Annotated in this window: 15 protein-coding genes; 11 read left to right on the forward strand and 4 right to left on the reverse strand. The window is 71.8% G+C overall.

Annotated elements, in window-relative coordinates:
• Positions 1 to 75 precede the first annotated feature (75 nt).
• Together AC07VM_RS13640 and AC07VM_RS13645 are read left to right on the forward strand one after the other, a co-directional pair.
• On the forward strand, positions 76 to 744 hold the full coding sequence (locus AC07VM_RS13640; protein WP_267415118.1) for a FadR/GntR family transcriptional regulator: 669 nt from the start codon (positions 76 to 78) through the stop codon (positions 742 to 744).
• Positions 744 to 1589: an ABC transporter ATP-binding protein gene (locus AC07VM_RS13645; protein ID WP_494911757.1), complete on the forward strand. Its 846-nt coding sequence runs from the start codon at positions 744 to 746 to the stop codon at positions 1587 to 1589. Before AC07VM_RS13640 ends, AC07VM_RS13645 begins: the two co-directional genes overlap by 1 nt.
• A 225-nt stretch (positions 1590 to 1814) precedes the next feature.
• On the opposite strand, the gene helR is transcribed toward AC07VM_RS13645, so the two are convergent.
• A complete protein-coding gene (helR, locus tag AC07VM_RS13650; RefSeq protein WP_494911758.1) occupies positions 1815 to 3947 on the reverse strand; it encodes an RNA polymerase recycling motor ATPase HelR in 2133 nt (710 codons plus the stop codon).
• A 159-nt stretch (positions 3948 to 4106) separates the two neighbouring features.
• Between helR and AC07VM_RS13655 the strand changes: the two genes are divergently transcribed.
• The 3 genes from AC07VM_RS13655 (at position 4107) to AC07VM_RS13665 (ending at position 5745) form a co-directional block, all read left to right on the forward strand.
• Positions 4107 to 4691: an NADPH-dependent FMN reductase gene (locus tag AC07VM_RS13655; RefSeq protein ID WP_494911759.1), complete on the forward strand. Its 585-nt coding sequence runs from the start codon at positions 4107 to 4109 to the stop codon at positions 4689 to 4691.
• A gap of 9 nt (positions 4692 to 4700) precedes the next feature.
• Positions 4701 to 5075, forward strand: coding sequence for a DUF2255 family protein (locus AC07VM_RS13660; RefSeq protein ID WP_267415112.1), 375 nt, complete (start codon positions 4701 to 4703; stop codon positions 5073 to 5075).
• Positions 5076 to 5361: 286 nt separating this feature from the next.
• Positions 5362 to 5745 (forward strand): hypothetical protein, encoded by a 384-nt coding sequence (locus AC07VM_RS13665; RefSeq protein WP_267415111.1) that lies wholly within the window; start codon positions 5362 to 5364, stop codon positions 5743 to 5745.
• Positions 5746 to 5759: 14 nt separating this feature from the next.
• On the opposite strand, the gene AC07VM_RS13670 is transcribed toward AC07VM_RS13665, so the two are convergent.
• From AC07VM_RS13670 to imuA', 3 genes are read right to left on the reverse strand one after another with little or no spacing between them, the layout of a single operon-like run.
• The gene (locus AC07VM_RS13670; protein ID WP_494911761.1) at positions 5760 to 9224 is read right to left on the reverse strand and encodes an error-prone DNA polymerase; all 3465 of its coding nucleotides are present in this window, start codon (positions 9222 to 9224) and stop codon (positions 5760 to 5762) included.
• Positions 9224 to 10759: a DNA polymerase Y family protein gene (locus AC07VM_RS13675; protein WP_494911763.1), complete on the reverse strand. Its 1536-nt coding sequence runs from the start codon at positions 10757 to 10759 to the stop codon at positions 9224 to 9226. The genes AC07VM_RS13670 and AC07VM_RS13675 overlap by 1 nt, the downstream gene beginning before the upstream one ends.
• Positions 10756 to 11535, reverse strand: a complete 780-nt coding sequence (gene imuA' / locus AC07VM_RS13680) for a DnaE2-dependent mutagenesis accessory factor ImuA' (RefSeq protein WP_494911764.1) — start codon at positions 11533 to 11535, stop codon at positions 10756 to 10758. Before imuA' ends, AC07VM_RS13675 begins: the two co-directional genes overlap by 4 nt.
• Before the next feature lie 131 nt (positions 11536 to 11666).
• Here imuA' and AC07VM_RS13685 point away from each other — a divergent pair, with 131 nt between their 5' ends.
• The 6 genes from AC07VM_RS13685 to AC07VM_RS13710 all read left to right on the forward strand — a co-directional run bounded on the left by AC07VM_RS13685 (position 11667) and on the right by AC07VM_RS13710 (position 16058).
• On the forward strand, positions 11667 to 12137 hold the full coding sequence (locus AC07VM_RS13685; RefSeq protein ID WP_494911766.1) for a prepilin peptidase: 471 nt from the start codon (positions 11667 to 11669) through the stop codon (positions 12135 to 12137).
• A gap of 50 nt (positions 12138 to 12187) precedes the next feature.
• Positions 12188 to 12400 (forward strand): response regulator, encoded by a 213-nt coding sequence (locus AC07VM_RS13690; protein ID WP_267415105.1) that lies wholly within the window; start codon positions 12188 to 12190, stop codon positions 12398 to 12400.
• Positions 12393 to 13007: a CYTH domain-containing protein gene (locus AC07VM_RS13695; protein WP_494911767.1), complete on the forward strand. Its 615-nt coding sequence runs from the start codon at positions 12393 to 12395 to the stop codon at positions 13005 to 13007. The genes AC07VM_RS13690 and AC07VM_RS13695 overlap by 8 nt, the downstream gene beginning before the upstream one ends.
• 63 nt (positions 13008 to 13070) lie before the next feature.
• Positions 13071 to 14231, forward strand: a complete 1161-nt coding sequence (locus AC07VM_RS13700) for a type III polyketide synthase (protein ID WP_267415103.1) — start codon at positions 13071 to 13073, stop codon at positions 14229 to 14231.
• On the forward strand, positions 14228 to 14953 hold the full coding sequence (locus AC07VM_RS13705; RefSeq protein WP_494911769.1) for a methyltransferase domain-containing protein: 726 nt from the start codon (positions 14228 to 14230) through the stop codon (positions 14951 to 14953). Before AC07VM_RS13700 ends, AC07VM_RS13705 begins: the two co-directional genes overlap by 4 nt.
• Positions 14940 to 16058 (forward strand): FAD-dependent oxidoreductase, encoded by a 1119-nt coding sequence (locus tag AC07VM_RS13710; protein WP_494911770.1) that lies wholly within the window; start codon positions 14940 to 14942, stop codon positions 16056 to 16058. Before AC07VM_RS13705 ends, AC07VM_RS13710 begins: the two co-directional genes overlap by 14 nt.
• Positions 16059 to 16147 lie beyond the last annotated feature (89 nt).

The raw sequence follows: 16147 nt of genomic DNA on the forward strand, positions 1-16147 counted from the left end.
AGGAACTCGCCCGAGAACATGGTTAGACTGTAACACAACTCCTCAGACAAGTAGACGAGATGGGAAAGAGCGCAGATGGCTCAGGTGAGACGCGCACCGCTCGCGGATCAGGCGGCGGAACTGCTCCTGGAGCGGATCCGATCCGGCGAATGGGCGCTGGGCGAGAAGCTCCCGGGCGAGACCACGCTCGCGCCCCAGCTCGGTGTCGGCCGCTCCACGGTCCGTGAGGCCATCCGCCAGCTGGCCGGCCGCGGCGTGCTGGCGTCGCGGCAGGGTGCCGGTGTGTTCGTGACCGCACTGGACGCGCCGGAGGACTGGGACGCGGTGCTCCGCAAAGCCGGAGTCGTCGCGGTGATCGAGGCGCGCATCGCGATCGAGGCCGAAGCCGCCGCGCTCGCCGCCGAACGCCGCACCCCGGCCGACCTCCGCGCCATCCGCCGAGCTCTCGACCAGCGCGAGGCGCAGCGCTCCGACCTCGAGGGCCATGTCGACGCCGACACGGCCTTCCACCGAGCGGTCGTCGCCGCCGCGCACAATCCCGTGCTGCTCGACCTCTTCGACACCTTCACCCCTCGACTGCGGGAGGCCATGATCGAGATGCTCCGCATGCGCAGGGAGTTCGGCGGGGACGAGGATCACGAGGCCCACGCCGACCAGGCCGCCGCGATCGCCGACCGGGATGCGGTCGCCGCGTCGGAGCGCAGCCGTGCGCACCTGCGCGCCCTGCGGGACGGGCTCGCGTGATGGCGGGGGAGCGCGTGACCGGGGAGCACATGACGGGAGAGTCGTCTGCAGCTGCCGAGGTGCTGCGGCTGAGCGGGGTCGACGTGGTCCGCGGCGGCCGGCGGATCCTCGCCGCCATCGACCTCACGGTCCGGGCAGGGGAGCACTGGGCGCTGATCGGCCCCAACGGCGCCGGGAAGAGCACGATCCTGAGCATGTGCGGCGCGCAGGACCACCCGACACACGGTGAGGTGCATGTGCTGGGGCGGCAGCTCGGTCGCGTCGAGATCCGTCTCCTCCGCGAGTCGATCGGACACGTGAACCCGCGTCACCCGCTGCGCTCGCCGCTGACCGTCCGCGAGGTCGTGCTCACCGGTGCCACCGGGACGATCGAGCTCATGAACCGGTGGGCTCCCGAGCCGTCGACCCTGGCCAGGGCCGACAGTCTCATCGCGATGCTGGGCCTGGACGCTCTCGAGGGCACGACATGGCCGACCATGTCGCAGGGAGAGCGCGGCCGTGCCCTCATCGCGCGGGCCCTCCTCCCGGATCCCGCCCTGCTGCTTCTCGACGAGCCCTCGACGGGACTGGACGTCGCCGCCCGCGAGCAGTTCCTGGGGACGCTCGACCTGCTGCACGAGTCGCAGCCGGGACTGGCGACCGTCCTCGTCACGCACCACCTGGAGGAGCTGCCCACCACGACCACGCACGCCGCGCTGATCGCGAAGGGGAGGATCGTCGCCCGAGGCGCCGCCGACGACGTGCTCACCACGGAGCTGGTGACGGAGAGCTTCGAGTATCCGATCCGGATCGAGCGCCGCGATCAGCGCTGGCAGGCCCGCGCCGGGCGCGTCCTCGTGGGCTGAGCCCGGCGTCAGGCGCCCGGCCTCCGGTCCGCCGACCACCGCGCTTCGACATCCTGGCGCTGTCGCAGGTGCCCGCATTCCGGGCACCGCCACCCACCGGCCACTTCCCGCATCACGACGTCATCCTCGGGGCAGTGCGGTGGAGTCTGATCGAGGATCTCCATCCGTCCAGAGTAGGACGGTCCGCGGGTCGGGTACAGGGGCTGGACGCGAAGGCCTCGGGGCTCAGCTCAGCACCACGAGCTCCCTCGTCGTGCGGGTCATCGCGACGTAGCGATCCACCGCCCCGGTCACGTCGTCGCCGAACTGGTCGGGGCGGACCAGCACGACGAGATCGAACTCGAGCCCCTTGGCCCCGGTGGGGGTCAACGACCGCACGCGGGCCGTCGGTCGGAACCCGGAGTCGCCGATCACGCAGGCCACGCCCTCCGGATGCGCGTCGAGCCAGGTCTCCAGCACCGACGCCAGCGACGCGACCGCGTCGAACCGGACGGGCACCCCGCTCTCGCGCACCGAGGCCGGGACGTTCGCATCCGGGATCGCGGCGAGGATGGCGGGGGCGGCCTCGGTCATCACCTCGGCCGGGGTCCGATAGTTCACACCGAGATGCGCGATCCGCACGTCCCGCAGACCCACGCGAGCGAGCCGCGCCTCCCAGCTCTCGGTGAAGCCGTGTCGGGCCTGGGCGCGGTCGCCCACGATCGTGAAGCTGCGGGACGGGCACCGTGCGAGGAGCATCCTCCACTCGGCGTCCGTGAGCTCCTGCGCCTCGTCGACGACGATGTGTCCGAACGGTCCGGCGAGTTCGTCGGGGCGAGGCGGCGGCGGGGCGTCGACGCCGATCAGGACGTTCCGTGCGTCCTGTCCGCGGAGGATCGACATGACCTTCATCTCGCTGTCGTCGTCTTCGATCAGGTGGTCGACGACGTGCGACATCTGCTCCTGCGCCGAGGTGATGACGGCCTGACGGCGATGCTCCTCGCGCACCGCATCCGGATCGCCGATGCGGCGGCGGGCGGCGTCGAGGAAGGGGAGGTCCGCGGTCGTCCACGGCGCGGAGCCGTCGCGCCGGAGGAGTGCGGCATCGGTCGCCGACAGCTCCGGAGCGCACTGCCGCAGGAACTCGGGCGAGCTCCACAGTCGGGAGACCACGGACGTCGGAGACAGCATCGGCCACGCGCGCACGAACGTCCCGGTGAGGTCATCGTCCTGACGGAGCCATCGGCGGACGGCGTGCGGGGGGACCTCGTCGTCGTCGACCTGGTCCGCGAGCAGTTCCAGCACCTCCTCCCAGACCTCGTCCCGCGCCTCGTTGTGCGAGGCGGCGGGATCCGCACCGGAGAACAGCTCCGTCCACTCGGTCCGGCTGATCCAGAGGTCGGCCCAGGGCGACTCGAGGCGCATCGCGTGCCGGGGCGGACGTTCGAACGCCCGGGCGGCGGCGTCGAGGACGGCGCCCGGATCGAGGGCGGCCTTGAGCCGGGAGACCCGCGGATCGCTCTCGTCGCCGGCGGCGGCTCCCTCCGGCACGAGGTCGCGCAGCGTGCTCAGGCGCACCGTGTCCTCGCCGAGGCTGGGCAGCACGTCCCCGACATAGGCGAGGTAGTGGGCGTTGGGGCCGACGAGCAGCATGCCGCCCGCGCTCTGCGTGAGGTGCGGCTCCGCGTAGAGGAGATGCGCGGCGCGATGCAGCGCGACCACCGTCTTCCCGGTGCCCGGTCCGCCGTCCACGACGAGGGCTCCGGCGGAGGGCGTGCGGATGATGGCATCCTGATCGGCCTGGATCGTGGCGAGCACATCGCGCATCCGTGATGTCCGGTGCGTTCCGAGACTCGCGATGAACGCCGACTGGTCGTCGAGCGACGCCGCGCCGTCGAAGCCGGCCGGAGTGAGCGCCTCGTCCCAGTAGTCGCTGACCCGGCCGTCGGTCCAGCGGTAGCGGCGCCGCGAGATGATCCCGCGCGGATCCTCCATGGTCGCGGCGAAGTACGGCTCGGCCGCGGGTGTCCGCCAGTCGAGCAGGAGTCGGGTGCCGTCCGCCGCCGCCAGCCCGGTGCGGCCGATGTAGACGGGTTCGCCGTGGGACGGCGTCATCCGGCCGAGGCAGATGTCGATCCCGAAGCGCTCCAGCACCCGCAGTCGTCCGCTGAGGCGACGGATCTGCAGGTCGCGGTCCACTGCGGCGTCTCCGTACCCCGCGTGCTGGCGGCGCGCCCGTTCGAGCCGCAGCGCGACGTCGGCGCGCTGTTCGTCCAGGGCATCCGCGATGCGCCGGAGGTGCGCGCGGTCGGCGTCGAGGAGTGCGGGTGAGGACTTCGCCTCGAGGTTGTCGGGGAGATGGAAGGGATCGGTGGGCATGAGTCTCCTTCACGCACGCGCGCAGATCGCACGAGCGAGGGTCGATTCTGCCCCACGGAGGGGGCCTTGCGGCAAGCCCCCATCGCGGAGATATCCTGGAGATGGAAGGACGCGGGGATCACGCTGACGAGATTCGACCGGCCTCCCCGCGGAACGGACATGACCCACCGCATCGGCTACATCATCGGAAGCCTCGCCACGGACTCGATCAACCGCGTCCTCTCGAAGGCCCTCGTGCGGCTGGCGCCGTCCGACCTGGAGCTCGTGGAGATCCCGATCCGCGACCTCCCGCTCTACAACCGCGACGACGAGCTCGATCCGGTCGAGGCCGTCACCGTGTTCAAGCGTGCGGTCGAGGGCGCCGAAGGGCTGCTCCTCATCTCGCCCGAGTACAACCGCTCCATCCCGGGCGCGCTGAAGAACGCGATCGACTGGGGCTCGCGGCCCTGGGGGCACAACTCGTTCGCCCGCAAGCCCACCGGCATCATCGGGGCCTCCACCGGCGCCATCGGCACCGCGGTGATGCAGTCGTCGATGCGCAGCGTGCTGAGCTTCCTGAACGCCCCGCAGCTGAACGCCCCTGAGGCCTACATCACCTTCCGTCCCGAGGTCTTCGGCGCGGACGGCGAGGTGAAGGATGAGGCGACGGAGGAGTTCCTACGGCACTACATGCACGAGTACGCGGCCTTCGTCGAGCGGGTGCTGTCGCTCACGGCGCCGGGGCACGTCGGCGACCAGAGTTAGAGTTCTCAGATGACGAAGTGGAATGCCGAAGAGCTCGCGGCGATCGCGGCGCCGGAGATGTTCGATCTGTCCGCGCAGCTCGAAGACGGGACGACGCCGAAGACGGTTGGGATCTGGGCGGTCGCCGTGGACGGTCGTCTGTTCGTGCGCTCGTACACGGGCCTGGAGGGCAAGTGGTACGCCCCGGCCCTCGCGAGCCTCCGCGGTCGGGTGTCGGCCGGCGGCGTGACGAAGGACGTACGCTTCGAGAGCGTCACCGACGAGGCCACGAACGCGGCGATCGACGCGGCCTATCTCGACAAGTACACCCCGAGCCCGTATGCGCCCGAGATGGGCCAGGAGCCGGTGCGTTCGAACACGCTCGAGGTCATCCCCGTCGACTGAGGCCGCGCTCCGGGCGGCGCGTTCGGGGAGGTATGCCCTCCCGAACGACCCGCCCCAGACGGTGTCGCCGAGAGGGCTCACCGTCCTTCCCGGACGGTTGGGGAGGCGGCGAAGATCTCGCTGCGCTCACGGCTGATTCCCCAGTCCATCAGCCTCGTAGCCCCTGCTACGAGAGAAGAGTACCTCTTAATCGGCTTGTCCGCCATTTGGGGGACAAAGAAATATCCGAATGTATCCGACGCGTGGTCCCTGTTGTCTTCCGGCGGCGTGTGCCTAGGGTGGATCCATGGACAGATTGCTGGTTTTCGACGCGCAGGTCGCCATCCCTCACGGCCATCGGGTCGAGGTGACCGAGCAGGTCGATCCGCTCACGGAGGAGCCTGTCGTGCTCGCCCTCGTCGACCTCGACACGGGCATCCGCTACCGGCGTCCGGAGGAGCCCGGCCGCGACGTCTCCCGGTGGATCGGTCGAGTCCTGAAGTGCACGGTGACCATCGGCGGTGCCGGTGCGCGCACCGCTCTGCTCGTCGATCCGATCGGTCCGGGCGCGACGGGAGCGAAGGTCGCGCTGCGCGGGGCGGACGCCGCCGCGGATGCCGCGAAGGCCGAGGCGGACCGCTGGGGCGGTGTGGACCGACCGCTCGAGGAAGAGCCCGAACGCTTCTGGTGATTTTTCCGCGTCCCTCAGCGGAAGTCCCGGGATCGATGCGTCAGACCGGTGCGCAGATCCTCGAACCCGTCGGCGAGCACATTGACCACGCCCTCGGCCGACCGCTCCAGGATGCCGCGGATGATGAGCGCCGGTGACTCCCGGGCGACACGGCGGTAGCGGTTCCAGACCCCCGCCGAGCAGACGACGTTCACCAGGCCGCGCTCGTCCTCGAGGTTCACGAACGTGATCCCGGCCGCCGTCGCCGGTCGCTGGCGGTGGGTGACGAGCCCGGCGACCTCGATGCGTCGTCCGACCTCGTGCTCCTGCAGATCGGCGGCGGTCAGCACCCCGCGGGTGCGCAGCGCCTCACGGAAGTGCGCCATCGGATGGTCGTCGGTCGACACCCCGGTCGCCCAGAGATCGGCGGAGAGGCGTTCGTAGCTGGTCTGGTCGGCGAACAGGGGCGGCTGCACGGCGACCGTGGTCCCGGGAAGGAACCGCGACCGGTCGTCCGCCGCGGCGCCCGCGAGCCAGATGGCCTCCCGTCGCTCCAGCCCGAGGCAGGCGAACGCGCCGGCGGTCGCGAGAGCCTCCAGTTGCGCGGCGGTGGCATCCGTCCGTCGCACCAGATCGTTCAGGTCCCGGTAGCGGCCGTGCGCCTCGCGCTCGGCGACGATCCGCTCCGCCATCGGGACGCCGATGCCGCGGATGCCGCTCAGCCCCAGCCGCACCGCGAACCTCCCGTCCCGGCGATGCGCGGCGGATTCATCCGGAGCCTCCCGGTCGAAGCGGAGGACGGGGGGCTGGGGGTCGGCGAGGCATGTGTCCCGGCCGGTCGGCCCGTTCCCCACGGAGTCGGCGAGCGGCTCCAGGGTCTCCGTCGCACCGGAGACATGCAGATCGGGGCGATGGACCTCGACCCCGTGCCGCCGGGCGTCCGCGGTGAGCGTCGCCGCGGAGTAGAAGCCCATCGGCTGCGAGCGCAGCAGGCCGGCGAGGAACGCGGCGGGGTAGTGCAGCTTCAGCCAGGAGCTGGCGTAGACGAGCAGGGCGAACGACAGGGAGTGCGACTCGGCGAATCCGAAGTTCGAGAACGCCTGGATCTGCGCGTAGATGCGGTCGGCGGCCTCGTCGACGAGTCCGCGCCGCGCCATCCCGGCGTAGAGCTTGTCCCTGACCTTCTCGATCTTCTCCAGCCCGCGCTTGGAGCCCATGGCCCGGCGCAGCAGATCGGCCTCGTCGGCCGTGCAGTCGCCGACCGCCGTCGCCATCTGGATGAGCTGCTCCTGGAAGATGGGGATGCCCAGCGTGCGCTTCAGGATGTCCTCCAGATCGCCGTGCGGGTACGGGATCGTGAACTCCACCGGCGCCTGCCCGCGAGTCGCCCGCTCCCGGTTCTCCTCGTCCACACGGTCCTTCGCCATCTTGCGCCGCACGAACGGATGCACCGCCCCACCCTGGATGGGTCCGGGGCGGATGAGCGCGATCTGGATGGCGAGGTCGTAGAAGCACCGGGGCTGCAGACGGGGGAGCAGGCCGATCTGCGCGCGCGACTCCACCTGGAAGACCCCGATCGAATCCGCGCGGCAGAGCATGTCGTAGACCGCCGCCTCCTCCTTGGGAATGCTCTCGAGTCGCCACTCCTCCCCGGTGGTCTCGCGGATCAGGTCGAAGCAGTGCTGGAGGGCGGCGAGCATCCCGAGCCCCAGCAGATCGAACTTCACCAGTCCCATGAAGGCGGAGTCGTCCTTGTCCCACTGGATGACGGTGCGATTCTCCATGCGGGCGTGCTCCACGGGCACGACCTCGCCGACCGGGCGCGCGGTGAGCACCATGCCGCCGGAGTGGATGCCGATATGCCGAGGCGCCTTCAGCAGCTCACCCGCATAGGCGAGCACGTTCGCGGGGATGTCATGCCCCTCGACGGCCTCCAGCCCCGCACCCCAGCCGTCGACCTGGCGGGACCAGGCATCCTGCTGACCGGGGGAATGGCCGAGCGCCCTCGCCATGTCGCGCACCGCGTTCTTCGGACGGTACTGGATGACGTTCGCCACCTGGGCCGCCCGCTCCCTGCCGTACTCCCGATAGACCCACTGGATGATCTCCTCGCGGCGGTCGGAGTCGAAGTCCACGTCGATGTCGGGCTCCTCCGTGCGCGTGGTCGCCAGGAACCGCTCGAAGGGAAGGCGGTAGAGGATCGGATCGACCGCGGTGATGCCCAGCAGGTAGCAGACCGCGCTCGCCGCGGCCGAGCCTCGGCCCTGACAGAGGATGCCGAGCCTGCGCGCCTCGGTCACGATGCCGTGCACGATCAGGAAGTACCCGGGGAAGTCCTTCTCCTCGATCACGTCGAGCTCGCGCGCGATCCGGTGCCGGCCGTCGTCGTCCAGCCGCGGATACTTCGACGGCACGGCCTCCCAGACCAGATGACGTAGCCAGCTCATGGGCGTGTGCCCCTCCGGCACCTTCTGCTGCGGCAGCGCCGGCCGGGCGAGGCGCAGCGGGAAGGCGGAGGCCGCCGCCAGCTCGAGCCCGTACGAGATCGCTCCGGGGTAGCGCTGGAAGCGGGCCGACATCTCGGCTCCGCTGCGCAGATGCGCCCCGCCGTGCGCGGGCAGCCAGCCGTCGAGCTCGTCCATGCTGCGCACCGCGCGGACCGCGGCCACGGCCTCGGCGAGCGGCGCCTGGGCGGGGGTGGCGTAGTGCACGTTGTTCGTCGCCACCAGCGGCAGCCGCATCCGCCGGGCGAGCGCGGCGAGGGTGTCGTTCCGACGCGTGTCGAGGGGGTCGCCGTGATCGAACAGCTCGACCGCGACGTGGTCGCTCCCGAACCGATCGACGAGGGAGCGCAGCGGGGAGGCCGCGTCTCCGGCCTCGAGCCCGCGGCGCACGGCGCCCTTGCGGCATCCGGTCAGGATCGTCCAGTGGCCGCCCGCACGTGCGGCCAGGTCATCGAGGTCGTACACCGGGCGTCCCTTCTCGCCGCCGCGCAGCTGCGCCGCCGTGATCGCGCCGGAGAGCCGGTGATACCCCTCCATGCCGCGGGCGAGGACCAGCAGGTGCTCGCCGGTCGGATCCGCGGAGCCCCGCTGAGGCGCAGGAAGGTCGAGCGACAGCTCGGCGCCGAACACCGTCTGCAGGGGGCTCTCCATGAGGTCGGCCGATTCGGCGAAGCGCGCGGCACCGTAGAAGCCGTCGTGGTCGGTGAGGGCGAGTGCGGTCAGGCCCAGGCGCTCGGCCTCGGCGAGGAGGTCCTCGGGAGAGGACGCCCCGTCGAGGAACGAGTACGACGAATGCGCGTGCAGCTCGGCGTAGGGGACCGCGTCCTCGGGGCGGGCGACGGCGGTGGGAGGGGTGCGCTTGCGGCGACGGCTCACCGGTCCGGGATCGGTCCGCTGCCCCCGCGGCTCGGCACCCGGGGGGTGCGGCGCCGACTCCTCCCCGCTGAGGGTGCGCTCCAGCTCGTCCCAGGACAGTGGCGGGTTGTGCCAGCCCATCAGCGGTACCGCCCCTCGGCCCACCAGCGCTCGCCGGTGTGGAACACCAGCCAGGCGCGGTCGAGGTCGTCGACGATCTGCAGCCGATGACCTCTCTTCCCGCCGCCGGCCGTCCACCGTCGCTCGTGGACGGGCCAGGGGCCGGCCCAGGCCTGCACGGCGGCTCCGTCGATGTGGGCGGGGTCGTCCGAGAGCGCCCCGCGTTCATCCACGCCGACCGTGGTCTCGTCCGCGGCGAGCACCCCGATCGGACGCGGGGGCAGGAACACCTCTGCGGGCAGCGGATCCGGGAGGCTCCCCGGCCAGGGCGACCCCGGGTCCCTCGGCGCGACCGTGCGCTCTCCCCAGGGGGTGAGCACCTGACGGTCGGCCAGCCAGCGACCGCCCGCGACCGCGGCGGTGACCACGCCCTGATGCCCCAGCATGGTCTGCACGCGCGAGACCGCATGGTGCAGGCGCTCATCGGTACCCGAGCCGAAGAGCCCCGGCTGGTGATGGGCGGCATCGTCCACGGCCACCGGGATGACGCGCACCGCGACGATCCCGCCGAACGCCCGCGCCTCGTCGACCGGATCCTTCGCGCTCTGCGCCGCCAGTGCCTCCAGCTGCCAGCGCACACGGTCGACGAGGTCGGAGGCGTCGAAGCAGGTCGGATGCAGCCAGGACCGGGAGAAGACCACGCCGTTGTCGTCGGTCAGATCGATCCGCACCTCGGTGCAGACGACCGAGGCATCGCCGAGCGCGAGCATCACCGCGTCGGCCGTCTGCCGCACCGCGAACGCCACCTGATCCGCACCGCCCAGCGGCGAGTCGAACTCGATGTTCCGCACGAGCTCGGGATCGGGGGGACGAGGCGTCAGCGGACGGGAGTCGGCGCCGGCGGCGAGCGCGTACAGCCGGGCGCCGTGCTCGCCGAAGCGGTCGCGCACATCGAGCGGGGCGAGGGCGGTGAACTCGCCGAGGGTGCGCACTCCGAGCCGGAGGAGGAGACCGGCGATCTGCTCGTCCCGCAGCACCTGCACGGGGTACGGGGCCAGGAACTCCCGAGAGCCGCCGGGGGGCACGACCGTGCAGGGCACGGGACCCCGCGCGGCGATCTCCGCGGTGAACGGACCGTCGGCGACGCCGATCCGCACCTCGGGGAAGCCCGCCTCCGCGAGGACGGCGGTGAGCGCCTCGGCCGCCTCCGCCTCTCCGCCGTGGTACCGGGAGATGCCCCTGGCCCGGAGGATCGCGAGCCCGGGGCGCAGCAGCGTGACCCCGGGGGCGTGCTTCTCGATCAGGTGCAGCACGGGGAGGAAGGCGCGCTCGTCCCGGTCGGGGTCGTGGGGGAGCACCCGCAGGGACGAGAGGTGCCCCTGGGCGACTCGGCGGCGCTGGCCGGTGCGCACGCCGTGCTCCCGGGCGGAGGCGGTGCAGGCGACGATCGTGTTCGCCTGCACCAGGGCGGTGGGCGGATGCGGGGGTGCGCCGAGTGCCGCCCGCATCGGCCAATCGGGGAACCACAGCACGAGGACGCGGAGCGGGCTGTTCATCCGGCCTCCGCCCAGCGCAGGAGCTCGGGGGGAGCCGCCTCGACGGGGGCGGTCTCCGGGGAGAGCGCGGGCAGCGCGGTGAGCTCCGCCCCGACGGCCTCGACGGCGCCATGGCCTCCGGGCAGCTGCACCCGCACGCTCGACGGACGGGGGCTGTGCCGGGTCTGCGCCGTGACGGTCACCGTGCAGTCGGAGAGCAGCCCCCAGCCGGCGCCGAGGCCGTGCCAGTGCGGGTCGTGGAGACGGATCGTCCCTTCGCTCTGGGGCCAGCGTCCGGTGCCGGGCGTTTCGGTGACGAGCAGGGTGCATCCGCGGTCGCGGAGGCGTGCGCTCAGGCGGGAGACGTCGGCGTCGCGTGCCCGTGAGCCGGGGGCCACCACGATCAGGGGCACGACCTCGGCCAGGGCGGAGGTCGCCGCGAGCCAGCGCTCTCCGGGCTCGGGGACCAGGATCAGGCGGGCGAGGTCGATCCCGAACGCGGCCGCCGCCTCGACGCCGAGCGTCGGCATGCCCACCACGGCGCACCAGTGCCCCTTCTGCGATGCGGCACTGAGCAGTGCGAGCACGAGGCTGGGCGAGGGGGAGACGGTGTAGGAGGTGCCGGTCTGCAGCCCCTCCTCCGGCAGGAGCGCGGTGAGGGCGGGGTCGAGGGGGAGCAGCGTATGCTCGCTGCGTCGCCGCTGCATCCGACTGATCTCGCGGCGCAGTCGCAGTACCTCACCTGCTCGGGAGTCCCCGGCCGGAGAGAGCGAGGCCACCGCATCGAGACCGATCACCCTGCATCCTTTCTCGAAGATATATTCTAATATACCAAGTCGTGGGAATGACGATAGTTCGTACATCGGACATCGGTGGGGTTGTCCACAGGGGGCCCGTGCGAGGGTCGCAGATCTCCTAACCTGCGGGGATGGACATCCGGCTCGCTCTCCTCGCCCTCGTGCACGTCGCGCTGGTCGGCGTCGGCGGATGGCTGGTCGTCGTCGACGCCCGCACCCACCGCCTGCCGAACCGGATCGTGCTGCCGACGCTCGCCTGCCTGGTCGTGCTCGCCGGGATCGACGCGCTGGGCACCGGGCAGAGCAGGGACCTCGTCCGAGCCGTGCTCGGCATGCTGATCCTCGGCGGGTTCTACGCGGTCCTGCGGGGGATCAGCCGTGCGGGGATGGGCGGGGGAGACGTGAAGCTCGCCGCCGTCATCGGCCTCGTGCTGGGGTGGCACGGCTGGACGTCGCTCGCGATCGGCGCCGCCTCGGCCTTCGTGCTGGGCGCGCTCTACGCGCTCGTGCTCATCCTGCTGCGGCGGGCGGACGGTGCCACGCGCATCGCCTTCGGTCCGTGGATGATCGCCGGTGCGCTCCTCGGCATCGTCCTCGGATGATTCCGCTCGCCTCGCGCCGATACCGCAGGGACGGCGCTACCCTGAAGCACATGGCACTCGCGCGACTTCACGGCGGCCCGCTGGACGGGCAGATCATCCCCCTCGGCGACGCGGACGACAAGCTGATCGTCCCCTACAGCGAGACGCAGGTGGTGTACAACCGCCGCGGCGGACCGCAGAACACCGGTCCGTCCGACGGTCCCACCGAGGTCGACTACTGGTTCGAGGAGTCGCTCGAGGACCTCACGCTCGACGATGACTGAGCCCTCCCGCACCGTCGAGGTCGAGCGCAAGTACGACGCGGAGTCCGAGACTCCGCTGCCGCGGTGGGACGCCCTCCCCGGCGTCGACACCGTGAGCACGGGCGAGGTCAGGGCGCTGGACGCCCGGTACTTCGACACCGCCGACGGTGCGCTCTCCCGCGCCGGCGTGGCGCTGCGTCGCCGGACCGGCGGTCCCGATGAGGGCTGGCACGTGAAGGGGCCGCGGCAGGGGGACGGCCGGCTGGAACTCGGCTGGCCGCTCACCGAGGGCAATGAGCTCCCGGCCGCCGTCGCCGAGACCGTGTCCGAATGGACGACCGCGCCGCTCACTCCGCTCGCCCGGATCGAGAACGACCGCACCGCGTACCTGCTCACCGGACCCGACGGGATCGTGGCGGAGTTCGTCGACGACCGGGTGCGGGCCACCGACCTGCGCCAGGGCGTGCAGCGCGAATGGCGGGAGTGGGAGATGGAGCTCGGTCCTGCCGCCCCGGCCGACGACGAGGGACGCGCCGCCTTCTTCGATGCGGTGGAGCGGGCCGTGCAGGCTGCCGGAGGGCACGAATCGGCATCCGGTTCCAAGCTCGCCCGCGCTCTGGGGTTCTAGTCGGAGGCGGCGGTCGCACGCAACCCCTTTCCCCGGGGCGGCGCGGAGTGCTTGAGTGACAGCATGAGCCGACCGCCTGTGCTTCGATCGCTGCAGACGATCGTCCCCGAAACCGTCCTCGTGCAGGAGCAGGTGCGCGATGTCTTCGCGCAGCAGCCCGACCTCGGACGGCTGGCGCAACGCATCGTCACGACCTCGTTCAACGTCTCGGGCATCGACACGCGGCACACCGTGATTGACGAGCTGTCGCTGGAATCCGACGTCGCCGACCCGGTGTTCTTCGACCGCGCCTCCGGTGCGCTCCTCGCGCCGGGGACGAAGGCGCGCAACGACATCTACACCCGCGAGGCCGCGAAGCTCTTCGTCGATGTGGCGCGCAAAGCGCTCGAGGCCGACCCCGACCTCGGACCCGCCGACGTGACGCACGTCATCACGGTCTCCTGCACCGGCTTCCACGCCCCGGGCCCGGAGTACGAGATCGTGCGCGCGCTCGGGCTGTCCGACGCGGTGCAGCGCTTCCATCTCGGCTTCATGGGCTGCTACGCGTCCATGCCCGCGCTCCGTGCGGCGAGTCAGTTCTGCGCCGCGGACGAGAACGCCGTCGTCCTGGTCGTGAGCGTCGAGCTGTGCACGCTGCACCTGCGCTCCTCGGAGAACCCCGACACGATCGTCGCCTCCTCGCTGTTCGCCGACGGCGCGGCCGCCGGCATCGTCACGGCGCGCGACCTCCCCTCGACGACGCCCGCGCTGCGTCTGGACCGGTTCCACACCGCCATCGCTCCGGAGGGCGAGAAGGACATGGCCTGGACCATCGGCGACTCCGGGTTCGAGATGATCCTCTCGACCGCCGTGCCGCAGATCATCGGCGAGACGATCATCGGCGCGCTCCGACCGCTGTACGCCGCGGAGGACGAGCTGTCCGCCGCCTTCGATGCCGGCGGTGTGGGCGACGCGGTCCGGCACTGGGCGATCCACCCCGGCGGACGCAGCATCCTGGACAAGGTGCAGGAGCGGATGCAGCTCAGCGACGTGCAGCTGCACCCCGCCAGGGAGGTGCTGCGGGAGAACGGCAACATGTCCAGCGCGACGGTGCTGTTCGTGCTCAAGCGCATCCTGGACGAGGAGGGCGCAGAAGTGGGCGACCGGGTCTCCGCGATGGCGTTCGGTCCCGGGCTGACCGCGGAGAGCGCGCTGATGACCGTCGTCGCACCGACCGGTTCATGAGTCCGGCGCTCAGGGAGCGGGACGTCGACACCCGCGAGCTGATGGACGACCCGCACGCCGATGCGCGGATGCTGGCGAGGACCTACGGCCGGTTCGGTCTCGTGAACGCGCTGGTCTCGCGACCGGGCACGCTCTATCGGCGCGACATCCGTCCGCGGGCGGCGCGTTCCCGACCGCTGCGGATCCTGGACGTCGGTGCGGGCGGGGGAGACCTCTGCCGCATGCTCGCCGGGCGGCTGCGGCGCGACGGCCTCGAGGCGGAGATCACGGCCCTCGACGTCGACGAGCGGGCGATCCGCTGGGCATCGGCGCACGACCGCGGTGCCGGCATCCGCTACCGCCGCGCCCTGACCACCGAGCTGGTGGCGGAGGGCGAGACCTACGACGTCGTGCTCTCCAACCACGTGCTGCACCACCTCGACGATGCCGAGCTGCGGGTCGTGCTCGACGACTCCCTGCGTCTGCTCGCCCCCGGTGGTCTGGTGACGCATCGCGACATCGCCAGGAGCCGCGGCGCCCACGCGCTGTTCGCCGCCGCGACCTGGCCGCTGTCGGGCACGGTCCTCGCCGACTCCTTCATCCGCGTGGACGGGCTCATCAGCATCCGACGCTCCTACACGGTCGCGGAGCTCCGGACGATCGCCCCGAACGGCTGGACCGTGCGCGGGGGTGTGCCCTCTCGCCTGGAACTGCGGTGGGAGGGCGATCATGCCCGACCATGACGTGCTGATCGTCGGCGCCGGGCCGGTCGGCTTGCTGCTGGCGTGCGTGCTGGTGCAGGAGGGGCTGCATGTCGTCGTCTGCGAGCGCCGGGTGGAGGCGGACACCCGGACCCGGGCGATCGGCATCCACCGGCCGGGGCTGGACGCTCTGGATGCGGCAGGTGTGGGCGCCGCGGTCCGGGCGGAGGCGCTGCGGCTGGAAGGCGGCGAGGTGCGCAGCCGGCGTCGGACTCTCGCGACGCTGACGTTCGCGCCGGATCGCCCGGTCCTGATCCTCCCGCAGCCGCGCACCGGCGCGCTCCTGCGCGACCGGCTGCAGGCGCTCTCCGCGGACTCGCTCCGTCTCGGATACGCCGTGCGGGGCTTCCGGCAGACCGCGGACGCCGTGCACGTGGCGGCCGAGACCCCCGACGGGCCGCGTGAGCTCTCGGCCGCCGTGGTGGTCGTCGCGGACGGCGTGCGGGGTCGACTCCGCCCCGACCTCGATGCCGGATGGCGCCGTCGTCCGGGCCGTGCCTCGTACGCGATGCTCGATGTCGTGGATGCGGCACCGGGGGAGCAGGCCGTGCTGCACTGCGAGCCGGACGGCCTCGTCGAGTCGTTCCCCCTCCCCGGCGGGCATCGCCGCTGGGTCGTGCGCGAGGCCGGCGGCGGTCTGCGCACCGCCGACGCCTTCCGTGCGGCGATCGAGAAGCGCACGGGGATCAGCGTCGCGGTCGGGCCCGGCGTGGTGCCGACCTCGTTCGTCGCCGAACAGCACCGTGCGACCCGGTTCCACCGGGGGCGGGTGGTGCTCCTCGGTGACGCCGCGCATGAGATCAGCCCGATCGGCGGTCAGGGGATGAACCTCGGCTGGATGGATGCGGCTCGCCTCGCCGCAGAGCTGGCACGGGCACTGCCGGAGCGGATGCCGGATCTGACGGGATTCGAGCGCCGGGTGCGTCGCTCTGCGGCCCGCGCTCAGCGACGCTCGGCGTTCTACATGTCGATGGGTGCTCCGGCGGCGATCCCGGTCGTGCGCGGCAGGGAGCTGCTGATGCGCGGGCTCGGGGCGCCGCCGCTGCGCGGGTGGACGGCCGGACTGCTCACGATGCGCGGTCTCTGACGACAAGCCGAGATGCACGGAAGGGCCGAGATGCACGGAAGGTCGAGATGCGCGAAGGGCCGAGACGCACGAAAGGCCGAGATGCACGA

The organism is Microbacterium sp. GW821-FHT01D02 (genome assembly GCF_059422585.1).

Bases quoted from the DNA above. Each gene is read 5' to 3' on its own strand.
- AC07VM_RS13710 (WP_494911770.1), top strand. From the start codon at position 14,940: ATGCCCGACCATGACGTGCTGATCGTCGGCGCCGGGCCGGTCGGCTTG.
- AC07VM_RS13700 (WP_267415103.1), top strand. From the start codon at position 13,071: ATGAGCCGACCGCCTGTGCTTCGATCGCTGCAGACGATCGTCCCCGAA.
- AC07VM_RS13660 (WP_267415112.1), top strand. From the start codon at position 4,701: ATGACGAAGTGGAATGCCGAAGAGCTCGCGGCGATCGCGGCGCCGGAG.
- AC07VM_RS13690 (WP_267415105.1), top strand. From the start codon at position 12,188: ATGGCACTCGCGCGACTTCACGGCGGCCCGCTGGACGGGCAGATCATC.
- AC07VM_RS13640 (WP_267415118.1), top strand. From the start codon at position 76: ATGGCTCAGGTGAGACGCGCACCGCTCGCGGATCAGGCGGCGGAACTG.
- AC07VM_RS13655 (WP_494911759.1), top strand. From the start codon at position 4,107: ATGACCCACCGCATCGGCTACATCATCGGAAGCCTCGCCACGGACTCG.
- AC07VM_RS13645 (WP_494911757.1), top strand. From the start codon at position 744: ATGGCGGGGGAGCGCGTGACCGGGGAGCACATGACGGGAGAGTCGTCT.
- AC07VM_RS13665 (WP_267415111.1), top strand. From the start codon at position 5,362: ATGGACAGATTGCTGGTTTTCGACGCGCAGGTCGCCATCCCTCACGGC.
- AC07VM_RS13685 (WP_494911766.1), top strand. From the start codon at position 11,667: ATGGACATCCGGCTCGCTCTCCTCGCCCTCGTGCACGTCGCGCTGGTC.
- AC07VM_RS13675 (WP_494911763.1), bottom strand. From the start codon at position 10,759: ATGAACAGCCCGCTCCGCGTCCTCGTGCTGTGGTTCCCCGATTGGCCG.
- AC07VM_RS13670 (WP_494911761.1), bottom strand. From the start codon at position 9,224: ATGGGCTGGCACAACCCGCCACTGTCCTGGGACGAGCTGGAGCGCACC.
- AC07VM_RS13705 (WP_494911769.1), top strand. From the start codon at position 14,228: ATGAGTCCGGCGCTCAGGGAGCGGGACGTCGACACCCGCGAGCTGATG.
- helR (WP_494911758.1), bottom strand. From the start codon at position 3,947: ATGCCCACCGATCCCTTCCATCTCCCCGACAACCTCGAGGCGAAGTCC.
- AC07VM_RS13695 (WP_494911767.1), top strand. From the start codon at position 12,393: ATGACTGAGCCCTCCCGCACCGTCGAGGTCGAGCGCAAGTACGACGCG.